The 16,314-nt window shown below is 68.4% G+C and carries 14 protein-coding genes; 4 read left to right on the forward strand and 10 right to left on the reverse strand.

Annotation, left to right across the window (positions count from 1 at the left end; translation table 11 throughout):
• The first annotated feature begins 8 nt into the window (after positions 1–8).
• On the forward strand, positions 9–503 hold the full coding sequence (locus tag JQN66_RS05280; RefSeq protein ID WP_204676930.1) for a hypothetical protein: 495 nt from the start codon (positions 9–11) through the stop codon (positions 501–503).
• A gap of 58 nt (positions 504–561) precedes the next feature.
• Here JQN66_RS05280 and JQN66_RS05285 read toward each other — a convergent pair whose 3' ends face one another.
• The 6 genes from JQN66_RS05285 to JQN66_RS05310 all read right to left on the reverse strand — a co-directional run bounded on the left by JQN66_RS05285 (position 562) and on the right by JQN66_RS05310 (position 8,346).
• On the reverse strand, positions 562–1,797 hold the full coding sequence (locus JQN66_RS05285; RefSeq protein ID WP_204676931.1) for an acyl-CoA dehydrogenase family protein: 1,236 nt from the start codon (positions 1,795–1,797) through the stop codon (positions 562–564).
• 107 nt (positions 1,798–1,904) lie between these two features.
• A complete protein-coding gene (locus JQN66_RS05290; protein ID WP_204676932.1) occupies positions 1,905–2,858 on the reverse strand; it encodes an AraC-like ligand-binding domain-containing protein in 954 nt (317 codons plus the stop codon).
• 208 nt (positions 2,859–3,066) lie between these two features.
• Positions 3,067–3,486, reverse strand: a complete 420-nt coding sequence (locus JQN66_RS05295; RefSeq protein ID WP_204676933.1) for a DUF6069 family protein — start codon at positions 3,484–3,486, stop codon at positions 3,067–3,069.
• Positions 3,487–3,716: 230 nt separating this feature from the next.
• On the reverse strand, positions 3,717–4,685 hold the full coding sequence (locus tag JQN66_RS05300; RefSeq protein ID WP_204677488.1) for an NAD-dependent epimerase/dehydratase family protein: 969 nt from the start codon (positions 4,683–4,685) through the stop codon (positions 3,717–3,719).
• A 56-nt stretch (positions 4,686–4,741) separates the two neighbouring features.
• Complete coding sequence (locus JQN66_RS05305) at positions 4,742–7,327, reverse strand: alpha/beta fold hydrolase (RefSeq protein ID WP_420870954.1); 2,586 nt, start codon at positions 7,325–7,327, stop codon at positions 4,742–4,744.
• Positions 7,321–8,346, reverse strand: a complete 1,026-nt coding sequence (locus JQN66_RS05310; RefSeq protein WP_188949140.1) for a 3-oxoacyl-ACP synthase III — start codon at positions 8,344–8,346, stop codon at positions 7,321–7,323. Before JQN66_RS05310 ends, JQN66_RS05305 begins: the two co-directional genes overlap by 7 nt.
• Positions 8,347–8,701: 355 nt before the next feature.
• On the opposite strand from JQN66_RS05310, the gene JQN66_RS05315 reads away from it, so the two are divergent.
• Positions 8,702–10,078 carry a plasmid pRiA4b ORF-3 family protein gene (locus tag JQN66_RS05315; protein WP_204676935.1) on the forward strand — a complete coding sequence of 459 codons (1,377 nt, stop codon included), beginning with the start codon at positions 8,702–8,704 and terminating at the stop codon, positions 10,076–10,078.
• A 75-nt stretch (positions 10,079–10,153) separates the two neighbouring features.
• Here JQN66_RS05315 and JQN66_RS05320 read toward each other — a convergent pair whose 3' ends face one another.
• From JQN66_RS05320 to JQN66_RS05335, 4 genes are read right to left on the reverse strand one after another with little or no spacing between them, the layout of a single operon-like run.
• Positions 10,154–10,555, reverse strand: a complete 402-nt coding sequence (locus tag JQN66_RS05320) for a universal stress protein (RefSeq protein WP_204676936.1) — start codon at positions 10,553–10,555, stop codon at positions 10,154–10,156.
• Positions 10,552–12,207 carry a tripartite tricarboxylate transporter permease gene (locus JQN66_RS05325; RefSeq protein ID WP_204676937.1) on the reverse strand — a complete coding sequence of 552 codons (1,656 nt, stop codon included), beginning with the start codon at positions 12,205–12,207 and terminating at the stop codon, positions 10,552–10,554. The genes JQN66_RS05320 and JQN66_RS05325 overlap by 4 nt, the downstream gene beginning before the upstream one ends.
• Positions 12,208–12,711 carry a tripartite tricarboxylate transporter TctB family protein gene (locus tag JQN66_RS05330; protein ID WP_204676938.1) on the reverse strand — a complete coding sequence of 168 codons (504 nt, stop codon included), beginning with the start codon at positions 12,709–12,711 and terminating at the stop codon, positions 12,208–12,210.
• Positions 12,708–13,715, reverse strand: a complete 1,008-nt coding sequence (locus JQN66_RS05335) for a Bug family tripartite tricarboxylate transporter substrate binding protein (RefSeq protein ID WP_204676939.1) — start codon at positions 13,713–13,715, stop codon at positions 12,708–12,710. The genes JQN66_RS05330 and JQN66_RS05335 overlap by 4 nt, the downstream gene beginning before the upstream one ends.
• A 232-nt stretch (positions 13,716–13,947) precedes the next feature.
• Between JQN66_RS05335 and JQN66_RS05340 the strand changes: the two genes are divergently transcribed.
• Positions 13,948–15,555: a sensor histidine kinase gene (locus JQN66_RS05340; RefSeq protein ID WP_204676940.1), complete on the forward strand. Its 1,608-nt coding sequence runs from the start codon at positions 13,948–13,950 to the stop codon at positions 15,553–15,555.
• A 9-nt stretch (positions 15,556–15,564) separates the two neighbouring features.
• A complete protein-coding gene (locus JQN66_RS05345) occupies positions 15,565–16,236 on the forward strand; it encodes a response regulator (RefSeq protein ID WP_204676941.1) in 672 nt (223 codons plus the stop codon).
• Positions 16,237–16,314 lie beyond the last annotated feature (78 nt).

The raw sequence follows: 16,314 nt of genomic DNA on the forward strand, positions 1-16,314 counted from the left end.
TGGGTCCCATGATTGATACTTCACAAGCCGTGGGCCTGCTGGATCTGCACCACCTGCGCGAGTGGTATTCCGCGGAGGAGCTGAACCTCCTGCTGGAGGATCCTGAGCCGGTTGAAGAGATGTTCTGGACGACCAGCGAAACGCCCGTGTGGGAAGAGCTCGAATCGATCCCGCAGATTGCCGAGGTGCTGCACTCGCTGACGGAGCCGGGACAAACCTTCACTTTCCAGGGGGAGGAACCGATCAACAAATATGCGCAGGGCGCACGCCTGGACGACGGCAATTTCATGCTGGAACTGGCAGTGGTCGACGGCCGGGCCTACAACATGCGCATCGCCTATGGTCCGGATGCGGACCAGATGTCCAGCCATCCGGATGACGACGTGGAGCGCTACGGACCGCAGTCGCTGACACTGGCCCAGGTCTACGAGGTCCTGGCCGGGTGGGTTTCCGGGCGCGGACTTCCCGCCGGATACGGTGGAAGCATCCATATCTACGGGTAGCCAGTGCCGGTGACGGCCCGGCAGCAGGGAAATGCGGAAATTGCAGTCCTCGGATCGGCTAAGCCAGGCCCGACGCGGCCAGCGGTTCGTAGGCCGGGTCGCTCATCATCGCCTGGAGCTGGCGGCGGCGTACGCCGATATTGCCGCCTTCGATGATCGGGTAGGCCAGGACGTCCATCAGGTGGCGGAGCATGGGGAAATTGCGGTCGTAGGCGGTGACTCCGACGGCCTTGATGAGCGCGTTGATCACCTCGACCCCGGTTTCGGAGCCGAAGATCTTCGCGAGCAGCGCCAGTTCGGGGGCGCCGGGCCGCCCGGAGAACACCGCATCCAGCGCCGACCACGACAGCAGGCGCACCGCTTCGATTTTTCCCTTGGCGTCGGCGAGGATATCGGCGACCGCCTGGTGCTCGATGACGGGGACCAGGCCGCCGCGCTTCTCGCCGTGGGCGAAACGCAGGGCGATGTCGAAGGCCTGGCGCATGGCCGCCACCGAAAAGGTCCCGATGGAGGCCCCGCTGGCCTGGAACGCATTGCGCGTCAGCCGGACTCCGTCTCCTTCGTCCCCCAGCAGGTGGTCCTTGGGGACCCGCACATCCCGCAGCGTAACCCGTGTGGTGAGGCAGCCGCGCAGGCCGGGAAGATCGTAGTACTCGTCCACGTCGATATGCCCGCGAAGCTGTTCGCGTTCGGCAACGATGAGCGATACGCCCTTGTCCGTCCGGCAGACGATGGTCATCAGGTCAGGCCCCTCGCCGTCCCATCCGCCCAGGTGCGAGGCCCAGGCCTTGGATCCGTTGATCACCCATTCATCGCCGTCCAGGACCGCGCGCGTCCGCACGCCCTCGGCCGGCGCCTCGGCATCGAAGTTCGCGCTGCCGCCGGGCTCGCTGTAGGCCATGGCCGCTACGGGTGCCCCGTGATCGGCCAGGAACGGCGCGACGAAGCGGGCAATCTGCTCGGGGGTTCCCACTTCGTAAACCGGCGCCAGGGCGATCAGCGGTCCGGCCATCGAGATCACGAAGTCCGGGCTGTCGGAAGCCAGTTCCTCAATGAAGATCGCTGCGTCCACGCCGCTGCTGGCCAGGCCGCCGAAGGGGACCGGGATCAGGGACTTCAGGAAGCCGGCCTGCACTGCCTGTTCCATCACCGGGCGCAGCAGCAGCGCACGCTGCAGCGGGTCCGCACTTTGGCCGACGGCGGTCATGAGCGGCCGCAGCTGCTCGCGGGCGAAGCTGCGGGCCTGCTGCTTCAGCTGTTCCTGGTCTGCGGTGAGCGAAAATGAAACGGTCATGATGATCTCTCTCAAATTTCCTGGGCGCTGGTGGCCCGAGCGAACTGGTCTTGAGATCCATATCACTGCTTTTTCCGTGCAATAGCTATGCAGTTCGTGCGGCGGTCCTATGCAGTTTGCGCAGCGCGGGCGCGGCGCAGCTCAAGGGGACTCACATCGAAGTGCCGCCGAAACGCCCTGGAGAAGGAACTGGGGTCGTAGAATCCGCAGATCCGGGCCAGCTCGGTCACGGACAGCGAGCAGGAGGGATCCGAGAGCACGTCGAACGCGTGCTGGAGCCGAAGCTGCCTGACCAGCTTCGCGAAGGAGGTGCCGGTGCCCTCGAAAAGAGTGTGCAGGGTGCGCGGGGAAATCGAGAATACGCGGCTGACGAGGTCAACACCCAGGCCCGGATCCCCGTAGTTCCGCTTCACGAATTCCATGACGGCGGCCCGCAGGGGGGTCGTGCCGATGGCGTCGCCGGCCGGGCCGGGAGCCGCCGCCAGGGTTCCGATGACCGCGGACTCGAACGCCTGGACCAAGGCTTCTGCAGAAGCCGGCGGGAGGTCGTCAGGCAGGGAGCTCAAGCTGGTCATCAGGCTGGTCACCGCCGCACCGGCGCCGGTTGAGCCGATCGAAGTGCCCAGCCGGGAGCGGAAAGCCGCCAGCCGATGGGCGAGGCTGGCATGCTGCACGCGGAAGGAGAGCATCCTCCAATCGCCCTTGAACTCGAATTCATAGGGCTCGGTGGTGTCGACAACCATGAAATCCCCCGGAGCAACCACGGAGCAGGTTCCCCCGACACGGGCCAGGCATTGCCCGGCAAGCTGCAGGTTCACGAAGAAATACGCCTGATCCGAAACCGCGATTTCCCGGGAACTGCGCCGGGTGATCTGCGCCTTGGACATGATGCTGGCGCGGTTGAGCGAACCGAGCGCGGAGGTTTCGACCTTCGAAGCGAAGCCCGTGATCTCGCCGGTCTTGACGGCCGACAAGGGCACGAACTCGCGGCAAATGACATCCTGCCAGTAGTCGAATTGTTCACGTGTAGGAACGTCCGTCCCGTCCCACAGTCCCATCATGCCTCCCGACGTCCAGAAGCTCTGCCAACGGTTGTGCAAGCCAACGCACTGCGGCGGGTGATCGCCGCCCTTGTTGAATACAGTGAACCACACTACGCCGCCCGATGGATGGCGGGCGTCGTCGTGGGCGCAAGGCCGGCATGCTGGACGGATTAACGCGCAAGCCGCGCCACCCCGAGGGGGCGGCGCGGCGTGGAAACCTCGTGGGCTAGTGCGCGGACTTGCGTCCCACGGCAACGAACCAGGCGATGGCGCTGACGACGTGCATCAGGCCGAGCCAGGTGCCAGCGGCAAAGCTGTCGGTCGCGATGTAGGAGCTGGCGATGGAGCCCAGGGCCACGATGACGCCGATCCAGCGGACTGCCGGGAGGATGGACGGCTTGAGCCAGCCCAGGTACAGCGCGATGGTGCCCATCAGCAGGAGCGGCACGAAACTTGCCACGCCCACCAGGGTGTAGGTGATTTCGTCCATCGGCGCCCCGGTGACATCGAAAGAGGCCCCGGCGGCCATGCCGGTGAAGTACAGCGCGGAGTTCACGGTTGTCGCGCCCACAGCAAGGATCAGCAGTTCGACCATGCTGACTCTGTACTTGGGTCGTGCTTCGGCCCGGGTGATGACGGCACTCATGTTTTTCGCTTCTCCTGGTTGGTGGGATTCTCCACACCACCATACGTGGCGCCTCGAGGGAAAGAGCAGAAACCCGGGGAAGTGAGAGGGACACCACCTTTGGCCCGGTCACAATGAAAAAAGCCTAGTGAAAGTGCCTAAACGCTTTACCAATGGGTAATATTCCCTGGGCGGAACTCAGCGGTTTCACACAACGGGCCCTGCCTCGGGAACGGGGCAGGGCCAGCGAATCAGCGGGCCGGCAGCGGGGCTTTCCCGCCGTAGTGCGCCGCCAGCTTTTCCAGTCCGCGATCGATCGTGACCTCGGGCTGCCAATCCAGCACCCGGCGGGTTTCGCGCTGGTCGAACCAGTGCGCGGTGGACAGCTGCTCGGCCAGGAACCGCGTCATCGGCGGCTCGTCATGGACCAGGTTGCGCGCCCCGGCGGCAAGCCAGGCGCGTTCGATGACCGCGCCGGCGCCCCGGGCCAGCCAGCCAGGCACGCTGAACTTCGGGGATGGCGCGCCTCCGGCGCGGCAGATGCCGGCGATGAGCTCGCCGACCTGGCGCGGCTCGCCGTTGGTGACGACCAGCGCAAGTCCCTGCGCCTGCTCCATGCGCTCCAGCCCGCGGACAATGGCGGCGGCCGCGTTGTCGATGTAGGTGGTGTCGATCAACGCCGCCCCCTGGTCCAGCAACGGCAGCCGGCCGCTCCTGGCCCGCTCCAGGACCCGCTCGACCAGTTGCGTATCGCCCGGTCCCCACACCACGTGGGGGCGGATCGCGGCGACCCGGAACTCCTGGCTGTTGCGCGAGAGCGCGTCGAGCTCCGCAGCGGCCTTGGACCGGGCATAGCTGCCGCGGGCCTTGGGCGGGTCGGCCGTCCCGGCGTCGGCCCCGGCCAATGGCTCGCCGAAGTGGGCGACGGACGGGGAGGAGACGAACACGAAGTCCCTGGCTCCGGCGGCCTCGGCGGCATCCAGCAGGTGCTTGGTCCCCTCGATGTTCGTGGCGACGAAGTCCTCCCAGCGGCCGGTGAAGGAGACCTTGGCGGCCAGGTGGATGACGGCGTCCATGGAGTCCACCGCCCGGGCGAGCTGCCCCGGGTCGGTCAGCGAACCGAGCACCTCGTCGGTGGCGCCCTGGGAGGCGCGGCGCTGGAAGGTGCGGACGTGGTGGCCCTGTTCGCGCAGCAGCTGCGCGACGGCGCCGCCGAGCATGCCGCTGGCGCCGGTAACCAGCACCCGGCGTGCAGGGGCGGGGCGATTCACTGGATTCACGGCTTGCGGATCCTTCCTCCGGCCAGCGTCGCGGCGGCCCAGCCGGCCAGGTGCGCGCGGTCGATCTTCGAATTGTGGCGGATGTCCGTGGGAAGCTCGGGGACCACCAGCACGGCACAGGCCTCGATGCCCGCCGCGGCCACCGCGGCGCGGACCCGCCCGGAGAACTCGGGGTTGGCCGGACCCGGTTTGCGGGCCGGCGGCACGGTTTCCATCACGAGCACCGCACGCTGCGCCCCGGCCGGGCCGACCGGCACCAGCGCCGCGCGTCCGGCGCCGGGCACCGACTGCGCCAGGTGCTCGGCTTCCACCGGGGTCAGCGGTCCGCTGGCGGTGCGCAGCACATGGCCCAGGCGGCCTTCGACCCACAGGCGGCCCTGGGCGTCGAGATGCCCCACGTCGCCGGTGCGGTGCCACCCCGGGATGGAGGTGCTGTGCTGCTCGGTGATCCACAACCGGTCGTAGCGGTCCTTCACGTGCGGGGCGCGGACCAGGATCTCGCCGGTCAGACCCGGTTCGGTGGACGGCTCGCAGGCCGGCTCGCCGTCGGCGTCCAGCACCGCGACGGCTACGCTGGCCCCGGCCACCGGGGTTCCCACGCAGACGCCGTTGCCCGCCCCGGCTGCGCGGATGCCCGCCAGGTCGATGTCGGTGACCGGCAGCGCCTCGGTCATGCCGTAGGGGGTGTGCACCGCGGCGTTCGGGGCCAGCTGCTGGACTTCGGCCAGCAGCGGCTCGGGGATCGGGGCCCCGGCCGAAAGCAGCAGGGACACCTTCTGCAGCGCCCGGCGCTGCGCCCCGGTCAGCTGGTCCCGGGTTTCCAGCACATTGGCCAGCGCGGCCGGGGAAGCGAAGACCACGGTGGCGTCCACCGCGGCGGCAGCATCGGCCAGCGCCGCGGCGGTCAGCGTTTTCGGGGAGGTGACGTCCATGTCCGGGGTCACCGAGGTGACGCCCAGGGCCGGGCCCAGCAGCGCGAAGGGGGCGAAGCCGGCCACCAGGGCGGAACCGGGCTCCAGGCCGTAGGTGGCGGCTAGGGTATCGCGCATGGCGGCGAGCTGGCGGTGGGTGTACACCACGCCCTTGGCCGGGCCGGTGGAGCCGGAGGTGAAGAGCACCGCCGCATCCGCGTCCGGGTCCGCCGGGGTGAAGTCCGCGGCCGCCGGCGCACCGGCGGCGCCGGCCTCCAGCAGCTCGGGCACCGTGTGCTCGATGCCCAGCACCTTGGCAAGGACCGGCGGCAGCTGGGTGGCGGCGATGCGCGTACCCGGCCAGTTCAGCGCCTTGGCTCCGATGAGCGCGCGCTGGATGCCGATCAGGAACTGCGGCCCGGCGCCCTTGATGGCGCGGCCCAGCCCCTTGGTGCCCAGCCCGGCGTCGGCCACCACGATCACCGCGCCCAGGCGCAGGCAGGCGTAGATCAGCGTGGTCAGTTCGATGCCCGGCGGGACCAGCAGGTTCACGCGCGAGCCGGGGCGCACGCCGATCTGCTCCAGGCCCCTGGCCAGGTCGTTCACGCGCTGCCCGAGCTGCGCCCAGGACAGCGAACGCGGCGGGTTGACGTCCACCACGGCGGCGCTGTGGTCCGCGGTGCGCTCATCGAGCTGCGCGAGCATCGGGCGGTAGTCCTGCAGGCTTGCCGCCCGCGCGGATTCGCCGGCACCGGCGGCCAGCCACTGGAAGATCGGGGTGGCGATGTCGCGGTCCTCGGCCACCAGGTGCCCGGCGCCCTCGAAGCGGTGCACCTTGGCCTGGGGCAGGCGGTCCATCAGATCGCGCAGATAGCGGTCGGAGAACACCGGGTCCTTCGGACCCCAGAGCAGCAGGGCCGGCACTGTCAGCTCGCGGACGGCCGCGGAGATGGAATCAAGGGCCGGGCGGCTGGGGTGGTCGGCGGCGAAGGGGATGTCGGCCACGAAGTTGCCCACCCCGGTGCGCTGCGCGGCGGTGGTATAAGGGGCCATGTAGGCCTCGCGGATCTCCGGGGCCAGCGCCGGGGTGGCCAGCGAATGGGTGACGCGCAGGAACGCGTCGGTGCTGGTGGTTCCCCAGCCGTGCACCGCTGGGTGGGAGGCCAGCTGCAGGGCGGCGGGCAGCTCGAATCCCGCCGGGTGCACCGCGGTGTTGGTCAGCACCACGCCGGCCAGCTGCTCGCGGTGGGCAGCGGCCCAGCCCAGCGAGATGATCCCGCCCCAGTCATGCCCCACGGTGGTGACCGGGCCGTCCAGGCCCAGCGCGTCGGTCAGGTCGCCCAGGTCGTTGACCCGGTCGGCCAGCCGGCGGAAGACGCCGGTGCGTTCGGAGAAGCCCATGTCCAGCTGGTCGACCGCGATGATGCGCCAGGGCAGGGCGTGCTGGGAGACGTGGGAGAACAAGGACCGCCAGAGATAGGACCAGGTGGGGTTGCCGTGCACGCACAGCAGGGTCCCGGCCGGGGTGATGCCGGCGGCCTCAAGCTCGGCGCCGTTGTCCAGCAGGTGCCAGCGGTGGCTGGTGCCCGGAACGTCGACCAGGGAGGTGGACGGGATGGTCAGATGGCGGGAATGCTGTTCGGCGACGCCGGGGAACGGGCCGGTCACCAGGCCAGCTCCATCATCGCGGTGTTCAGCCCGGAGCCCACGCCCATGCACAGCACCCGGTCCCCGGGCTTCAGGGTCTTGGCTTCCTGCCACAGCGTCATCGGCAACGAGGCCGGCCCCACGTTGCCCCACTTGGGGAAGGTGACCGGAACCCGGTCCCGGACCAGTCCCACGGCCTTGATGATGGCGTTGGTGTAGGACTTGGAGACCTGGTGGGTGACGTAGCGGTCCATGGACGTCCAGTTCCACCCGGCGGCGTGCGCCTCGTCCCAGGCGTCGACCACCAGTTCAAGCCCGTTGTCCAGCAGGCCCTTGCTGTCGGTGTACATGCCGGCCGGCCCGCCCACGCACAACTCGTGGTGCGCGGTGCCGGCGCGGGAGACCCCGCCCAGGATCTTCGGCTTGCCCGGGTGCGCATCGGCAGGGCCGATGACCGCGGCAGCCGCGCCGGAGCCCAGGGTGAGGGTGGCGAACTGGCGCAGGTAGTCCTCGCGGGTGGAATTCGGGTCGTTCAGCCGCTGGAAGGTGACTTCCTGGGTGGGCTGGGCGTCCTCGCCGGCGACGATCAACGCGTAGCTGATCTGCCCGGAATCGATCATGTTCGCGGCCAGGGTCATGCCGTTGACGAAGCCCAGGCAGGCGTTGGCGATATCGAAGTTCATCGCGGAGGAGGGCAGTCCCAGGCCGTGGTGGATCTTGGACGCCACCGAGGGCTCCAGGTTGCGGCGGGTCACCGAGGTGTTGATCAGCAACCCGATCTGCCCTGGCTCGATGCCGGAGGCCTCCAGCGCCTGCTTGCCGGCCTTCACCGCCGCGTCGTCGAAGGTGGTTCCCTCGGACCACCAGCGGCGTTCGGCGACGCCGGAAACGCGTTCGAGCAGTTTCTTGGACAGGCGCAGCCGCTTCAGACTCGGGGCCAGCCGCTCGTCGAATTCGGCCGAGCTGAGCACCTGATCGGCCAGCACGCTGTTCACCGAGAGGAGGGCTACATTGTTGTGTCTGAAGGTTGCATTGCCGTTCAAAATTAAGCCTTTACAGGGGGACAGGCGTGCCAAACGGGGCCACGGCGCCGGGTGCTCGGTGGGCCCGTCGGGGAGCCAACGAGCGGGTTTCCTCCTCTAACGGTATTCCCTCGGGTGCGGTTCACCCTATTTCCTGCGCAATTTCAGCCAATAGCCCGAAAAAACCCCTGCGTTGCTGTGCAGGTCCTGATAATCAGCCATGAGTATGGGTGGTGATCCGGGCCTCCCGGAGGCCTCGGGGATTCCATGCTCGGCCTGGAACCGGTTTCGGGACCCGCCCCGGAGCGGGATCCGTGCGGTGGCTGCGGGCCCCGATAAACTCGTGGCCATGCAACCCGTGATACCACTGCGTCGAATGCTCACACTGCGCATCGTGCTGGAAGGCTCCGAACCGGCCATCTGGCGCACCCTGGAAATCGATGACGGCATCATGCTCGACGAGGCAGGGCTGGCGCTGCAATGCGCGATGGGATGGGAGCACGCGCACCTGCAGGCCTTCCACAGCGCCCCACCGTATGAGCTCCGGGGCGCCGCGGACCCCATCACCTGGTACGAAGAGCGCAGCCGGTGGGAGATCGGGATCGGCGAACCGCAGGAGACCACGACGCTGGGCCAGGCGCTGAACGCAGCGGACGGCGAACTGTACTTCGAATACGACTTCGGCGATTGCTGGATGCACAAGATCACCGTCGAGTCGCAGCGGGCCAAGGCCCGGGACGAGGCTCCCTACCGCGTCATGGACGGGCAGCTGCGCGCCCCGCTGGAGGACAGCGGCGGGATCCACGGCTGGCAGGAGAAGCTCTCGATCTTCCGCGGTGCCCCGGCCCCGGATTTCCTCGATGCCCAGCACATCGTGGACTGGATGCACTGGCGCGGGGGACGCTGGAATCCGTTGGAGCCCGCCGAGTTCCGCAGGGAGGTGGCCAACCTGCGCCTGGACATGCTTGCCGCGCAATTCACCGGCGGCAACGGCTTGGGCCGCTGGTTCGAAACGATGGAACCGGAGCTGCGCAGGGCGCTGTCCGTGCCTGCCGCGCAGATAGGCTTGGGCCTGGACCCGGCAGGCGGCGCCGTGCCGCCGTGGTTCGTGGAGCTGCTCCGCCCCTTCGCGGTGCTGATCGAGCTGTGCAGCGAGCCGGTGAAGCTCACCGCCGCCGGCTGGCTGCCGCCGAAGGTCGTCGGCGAGCTGCTGGGCCGCGCGCAGCTGGCGGGCATCGACTACGAACGCGGGGCCACCCAGCGCGAGAACAACATGCCTGCGGTGATCCGGCTGCGCGAAGCGGCCCAGCAGATGGGACTGCTGCGCAAGGCCAAGGGGGTGCTCGCCGCGACCCAGCGCGGCCGCAAGCTCATGGACGATCCGGCGGCGCTGGCCTGCCATGTGGCCCAACGGCTGGCCTTGCCCAAGGGAGAAGGTCCGAAGGGCCGGGACATCGAGAGCGATTCGACGTTCGCCGGGTGGATGATCCGCGCCGGCGGCTTCATCCCGGACCGGATGCAGAAGTACTCGCGGCACCCCGAGCTGTTCATGGACAAGTCCGAGCTGCTGGAGATGTTCGGCTACTGGGATCCGAACCAGGGTGGACCGGTCAACGACCAGTCCCGCCTGCCCGCCCTGCAGTTCTGGTACCTCATCGAACGGCTGCTGGAATTCCGGATGCGCGCGGCGGGGATGGAAGCGCACCTCCCGCAACGGCTGGCCGAACTGTCGCGCTACCTGCTCCAGGAATAGCCGGCCGGATGTTCCCCGCAACCCGATGAGGGCCGCGGCCCCGCCAGGGGATCCGCGGCCCTCGCCAGGCTGCACTTACGGCCGGCCGGGTGCCTTGAGGGACAAGACCGGGCAGCCGGCCTGCAGGATGACCCGCTGGGCGGTGCTTCCCATGAGGAACTTGCCCACCGCGGTCCGCTTGCGCAGCCCGATGACAATCAGCTCCGCTTCCTGGGCCGCGGCCGCCGCAAGGATCTCGTCCGCGGCGTCGCCGCCCCGTGCGGAGCGCTCGATCCAGAAATCCACGCCGGCCTCGGCCAGCCGCCGCTCCAGCGCGTGGTGCTGCCGGGCGTCGATCAACCGGTCGTCGACGGGGGCGTCTCCCTTGGAGGTGTTGACCACCACCAGCCGGGTGCCGCGCCGGAGGGCTTCATCGACGGCCCGGTCCAGGGCCGCCTCGCCCTCCGCATTGGGGAGGTATCCCACCACGATGCTCATGAGCGGTCCTTCCCTCGGTCCTCGTCCTGCGGCTCCGAGAGCGGCACGGTGTGCACCGCGCGGTCGGGGCCGGCCTGGGCCTCGGCCCCCGGCTCCTCGACGGAGGCCTGGGCGCCGGGTCCGTCCACCGGTCCGGCGGCGGATGCGGCCAGCGCTGACGCCGAGCCGCCGCGCAGCCGGCGCACCAGCTTGAGGATCAGCGGGAAGAGCAGCACCAGCGCGATGATCACGTAGATCGCCACGGCCAGCGGTTCGCTGAACAGCCCGGAGACCTCGCCGCTGGACAGCTGCAGGGTCTGGCGCAGCTGCTTCTCGGCGCGCGGACCGATGATCACACCCAGGATCAGCGGCAGCACCGGCAGCCCGAAACGCCGCATCGCGAAGCCCAGCGCGCCGATGACCAGCAGCAGCACCAGGTCGGTGGCCTGTAGGTTGACGGCGAAGGCGCCGAGCGTGGCGAAGAACAGGATCCCGGAATACAGGTACGGGCGCGGGATCTTCAGCAGCTTGGCCCACATGGGCGCCAGCGGCAGGTTGATCAGCAGCAGCAGGGCGTTGCCGATGAACAGGCTGGCGATCATGGTCCACAGCAAATCCGGCTCGTTGTCGAACAGGAACGGGCCGGGCTGGATGCCCTTCTGCACCAGGAAGGCGAGCATGACCGCGGCGGTGGCGTTGGTCGGCAGGCCCAAGGTGAGCATCGGGGTCAGCGTGCCGGCGGCCGAGGCGTTGTTCGCCGCTTCCGGGCCGGCGACGCCCTCGATGGCGCCGTGCCCGAATTCCTCCGGGTGCTTGCTCAGCTTCTTCTCGGTGACATAGGACAGGAAGGTGGGGACCTCGGCGCCGCCGGCCGGCAGCGCGCCGAACGGGAAGCCGTACGCGGTGCCGCGCAGCCACGGTTTCCAGGAACGCTTCCAGTCCTCCTTGCCCATCCACGGGGTGCCGACCGGGATGGTTTTCACCGGGGTGCGGCGCAGGTGCGCGGCGATCCACAGCGCCTCGCCGATCGCGAAGATCGCCACGGCCACCACCACGATGTCCAGCCCGTCGGCCAGCGGCGCGAAGCCGAAGACCAGCCGGTTCTGGCCGGAGACCGGGTCCATGCCGACCAGGCCGATGGCCAAGCCCAGGCCCAGAGCGGCGAACCCGCGGATCTTCGAGGAGCCGAGCACCGCGGTGACGGTGATCAGCGCCAGCAGCATGATCGCCATGTAGCTCGGGGCGCCCATGCTGACCGCGAAGTCCGCCACGATTGGTGCGAAGGCGACCAGCAGCGCGGTGCCGATGGTGCCGGCGATGAAGGAGCCGATGGCGGCGGTGGCCAGTGCCTGCGCGGCGCGCCCGGCCTTGGCCATCTTGTGCCCTTCGATCGCGGTGATCACCGTGGCGGATTCCCCGGGGGTGTTCAACAGGATCGAGGTGGTCGACCCGCCGTACATGCCGCCGTAGTAGATGCCGGCGAACATGATCAGCGCCGCGTCGGTCTGCATGCCGTAGGTGGCCGGCAGCAGCAGCGCGATGGCCATGGCCGGGCCGATGCCCGGCAGCACACCCACGGCAGTGCCCAGCAGCACACCCAGGAAGGCGAACAGCAGGTTGATCGGGGTCAGCGCGGAGGCGAAGCCCTCCATCAGCAGATTCAGGGTATCCATCTACAGCACCCCCTGAAGGATTCCGGCCGGCAGCTTGATGCCCAGGCCCAGGTAGAAGCCGTAGAAGGAGCCCGCGGCCAGCAGCAGGGAGATGATGAAGGTCAGCACGTAGCGGCGGCCGCCCAGGGCGATCACCGATCCGAAGAACAGCAGCGTGCCGGAGATGACCCAACCGGCCCAGTTGATCAGCACGATGTTCAGCACGAACACGCCGACCAGCGGCAGCAGCGTCTTCCAGTCCGTCGGCTGGCTCAGGTCGATGTCCTCGCCTTCGTCGCCTTCGGCCAGATGGCCGCGCAGCACCGTCACGCCCAGGGCGACGGCCGAGGCCATCAGCAGCCCGGCGACCAGGTAGGGGACCGTTTTGGGTCCCACCGGGTCGGCCTGGGAGTACGTCACATGGATCTGCGACGCGTCAACGAGCACCAGGACGCCGATCAGGAAAAGAAACGCGGCGAACAGCAGTTCGACGCGTTTCTTCGCCGGCGTGGCTACCTGGCTCACGCCAGCCCCAGGGCCTTCAGCACGTCGGCAACACGCTGGTCCTGCTCGGTGAGGAAGGTGGAGAACTCATCGCCGGTGATGAATGCGTCGGTCCAGCCGTTGGTCTCCAGCGCCTGCTTCCAGGCGTCGGACTCGTGCATGGTGGTCAGTGCGGTGATCCACTTTTCCTTGTCGGCTTCGGAGATCTCCGGCGGAGCGACCACGCCGCGCCAGTTGGTGAAGTTCAAATCGATGCCGGACTCGATGAAGGTCGGGGCATCGACGTTCTCCAGGCGTTCCTCGCCGCTGGTGGCCAGCACTCGGATCTCGCCCTTCTCGATCTGCTGCATGTACTCGCCCGCGCCCGAGGCGGCCACGTCCACCTTGTTGCCCAGGATCGCCGGCAGCAGGTCGCCGCCGCCGTCGTAGGACACGAAGTTCACCTTGGTCGGATCGATGCCCACGGTCTGGGCCAGCTGCATCGGCAGCAGGTGGTCCGGGCCGCCGGGGGAGGACCCGCCGCCGACGCTGATGCTTCCCGGGTCCTTCTTCCAGGCCTCGACCAGGTCGTCGATGGTCTTGAACTCGGAGTCCTTGGAGACCATGATCGCGCCGGGCTCCTCGATGAGCTTGGCGATCGGGGTGGTATCGGTCAGCTTCGCGTCGGTGTCGTTGGTGTAGCTGGCGCCGACCACGCCCAGGCCCATGAGCATGGCCAGATCGCCGTTGCCGGACTCGTTGACGATGCGGGCCAGGCCCACGGTGCCGCCGGCCCCGGCGAGGTTGAAGACCTCGGGGTTGGCTGCGATGTCGGTTTCCTCCATGACCTTGGCGGCCACGCGGGCGGTGGTGTCATAGCCGCCGCCGGGGGTGTTGGGCACCAGGATCCGCAGGCCCTCGACCGGGCCGGACGCGGCCGGTGCTTCGCTGGAGTCGGTGCCGGAGCTGGTCACTCCGCAGCCGGTGGCGGCCAGGGCTAGGCCGGCGGCGACGGCGGCCAGGCGCAGGGTCTTGAATGTTCGCATGGTGATTCCTCATCGAATCGGTGGGTGAGTGGAATTCCTCCACGCTATGCGCGGCGGTGACGCGGCTCACTCTTGCGTACACAAAGTAGATAATGTTCATTGTGTAACCGGGCGTCAGCCTGTGATTCAGGTCTCGAACATGATGGGGTAGTGAAGTCACAAAAAATCTACCCGATCCTGCCCCGGCCGTGCCGCCGGCGCGGGGAGGGATTCGCAGCCCGAAGGAGTGCTGATGCCAGCTGCCGGTGCCCCTGTTGCAGCAGGGCCCAGATTCAAGTTCACCCTGGCCGGCCAATACCTGATCCTGCAGCTGTTGCTGATCTGCGTGGTGTTGGTCGGGGTGGTTGCCTTGACCGTCGGGCAGGCCATCGCCAGCTTCGAGGAGTCCGAAGGCCGGCGCAGCCTGTCCGCGGCCGAATCGCTGGCGGCCAACCCGCTGCTGCGCACGCTGCTCCCGGACGCCGAGCCGCGGCAGGGTGCCGCGCTGCCTGCCATGGCCGAAACCGTGCGCAGCGTCTCCGGGCTGCGTTTCGTCAGCATCTCCGGCAGCGACGGGGTCGTCCTCACCTCCAGCCGACCCGACGAGATCGGCACGAAGGCCATCCCGCCGGAAAGCACCGTGCTCGCCGGGCGGGCCTGGACCGGTGACCTGAAGCGCGGCGGGAACCGGGTGCTCGTCGCCCAGGTCCCGGTCTACGACCTGGACAGCGAAATGGTGGGATTCGTGAGCGTCGGGCAGAACTATCCGAGCACCGAGGAGATCTTCAGCGAGGTCGCCCCGACCACCGCGGCGGTGCTGCTGGTCTCGGTGCTGCTGGGCGGCGTCGGGTCGGTGCTGCTCTCGCGCCGGGTGAAGAAACAGACCCTGGGCATGGAACCGGCGGAGATCGCCGGGCTCGTCGAATACCGCGAAGCGCTGCTGCACGGGGTGCGCGAGGGCGTGGTGTCCATCGGCTCGGACCGGCGGATCACCCTGGTCAACGACGAGGCGCGACACCTGCTCGAACTGCCGGCACGGTGCGTGGGCCGGACGCTGGAGGAACTGGACGTGCCGCGGGCGGTGAGCCAGGCGCTGATGACCGAACAGCCGATCCCGGACCGGCAGATGCTGGTGGGAGAGAAAGTCATCGTGTTTAACCGCATGCTGGTCTCCTCCTCCGGACAGGACCTGGGGTCGGTGACCACCCTGCGCGACCGGACCGACCTCACGCTGCTGGAACAGGAGCTCGGGGACACCAAGGCCGCCACCGACATGCTGCGCGCGCAGACCCACGAATTCGCCAACCAGCTGCACACCATTTCCGGGCTGGTGCAGCTGCAGGAGTACGCGGAGGTCGTGAACTTCATCGACGGGGTGAGCTTCAGCCGCAGCCGCCTCTTCGAGGACATCGCCGCCCGCATCGCGGACCCGACGATCGCCGCGCTGCTGATCGCCAAGACCAGCGTGGCCACCGAAAAGGGGATCAAGGTTCAGCTGGGCGAGGCGTCGCGGCTTGAACGCTGCGACGACGAGCTGGCCCGGGACCTGGCCACCGTCATCGGGAACCTGCTGGACAACGCCATGGACGCGGTCGCCGCAACCCGGGATCCGGCCATCCATGTTTCGGTAGCGGAGACCGGCGGGCAGGTCACCGTCGTCGTCAGGGACAATGGGGTGGGAATCAGCGCCGCTGAACTCACCGAGATCTTCACCCAGGGGTACTCCACCAAGGACAGTTCCAGCGCCGGAGGCCGGGGGTTCGGGCTGGCGCTGGCCCGGCTGGTCTGTCGCAGGCGCTCCGGTGACGTGCAGGCCGTCAACGACGACGGCGCCCGTTTCACCGCCACACTCAGAAAGTAGGAACACCGCGTGATCAAGGTACTGGTGGTCGATGACGATTTCATGGTCGCCAAGGTCCATTCAGGATTCGTGAACAGCGAACCCGGCTATGAGGTGGTGGGCGTCGCCTACACCGCTGTCGAAGCGCTGCGCGCGGTGAAAACGCTGCAGCCGGACCTGGTGCTGCTGGACATCCACCTGCCGGACATGAACGGCCTGGACCTGCTCCAGCACCTGCGCGAGGTCAAGCCGGAGCTGGACGTGATCGTGATCAGCGCCGCCCGCGAAATGGAGACCGTGCGCCGGGCCCTGCGCGGTGGAATAGTCCACTACCTGATGAAGCCGTTCTCCCGCGAGGACCTGCACGACCGCCTGGAGCACTACCGGAAGACCTACCGTTCGCTGCGCGCGCCCGACCAGCCGCTGGACCAAGAGGACGTCAACCGGCTCTTCGGGCTGGGCGGGCAGAGCCGCAAGCCACTGCCCAAGGGCTGCAGCGTTGAAACCATGGGACTTGTCGAGCGGATCCTGCGGGAATCCGCGGGCGCGATTTCGGCCAGCGAAACCGCGGAAAAGCTCGGCACCTCGCGGGTGAGCGCTCGCCGGTATCTCGAATACCTCGCAGAAGAGGGGATCGCGCAGGTCAGCCTGAAGTACGGCGGGGTCGGCCGGCCAGAGCGCCGGTACGCCGTGGGGACCTGAGCAGCGGGACCGAACTGTCGCAGCCGTTCGATAGATTGGCAACAGGCCCACGGGCCGGGGAACGCCTGACGACAAGGG

It is taken from the genome of Glutamicibacter protophormiae (assembly GCF_016894325.1).
Taxonomy (GTDB): Bacteria; Actinomycetota; Actinomycetes; order Actinomycetales; family Micrococcaceae; genus Glutamicibacter; species Glutamicibacter protophormiae.

Coding starts and splice junctions, on each gene's coding strand:
- JQN66_RS05280 (WP_204676930.1), top strand. CDS start 9: ATGATTGATACTTCACAAGCCGTGGGCCTGCTGGATCTGCACCACCTG.
- JQN66_RS05285 (WP_204676931.1), bottom strand. CDS start 1,797: ATGACCGTTTCATTTTCGCTCACCGCAGACCAGGAACAGCTGAAGCAG.
- JQN66_RS05290 (WP_204676932.1), bottom strand. CDS start 2,858: ATGATGGGACTGTGGGACGGGACGGACGTTCCTACACGTGAACAATTC.
- JQN66_RS05295 (WP_204676933.1), bottom strand. CDS start 3,486: ATGAGTGCCGTCATCACCCGGGCCGAAGCACGACCCAAGTACAGAGTC.
- JQN66_RS05300 (WP_204677488.1), bottom strand. CDS start 4,685: ATGCTCGGCGGCGCCGTCGCGCAGCTGCTGCGCGAACAGGGCCACCAC.
- JQN66_RS05315 (WP_204676935.1), top strand. CDS start 8,702: ATGCTCACACTGCGCATCGTGCTGGAAGGCTCCGAACCGGCCATCTGG.
- JQN66_RS05320 (WP_204676936.1), bottom strand. CDS start 10,555: ATGAGCATCGTGGTGGGATACCTCCCCAATGCGGAGGGCGAGGCGGCC.
- JQN66_RS05325 (WP_204676937.1), bottom strand. CDS start 12,207: ATGGATACCCTGAATCTGCTGATGGAGGGCTTCGCCTCCGCGCTGACC.
- JQN66_RS05335 (WP_204676939.1), bottom strand. CDS start 13,715: ATGCGAACATTCAAGACCCTGCGCCTGGCCGCCGTCGCCGCCGGCCTA.
- JQN66_RS05340 (WP_204676940.1), top strand. CDS start 13,948: ATGCCAGCTGCCGGTGCCCCTGTTGCAGCAGGGCCCAGATTCAAGTTC.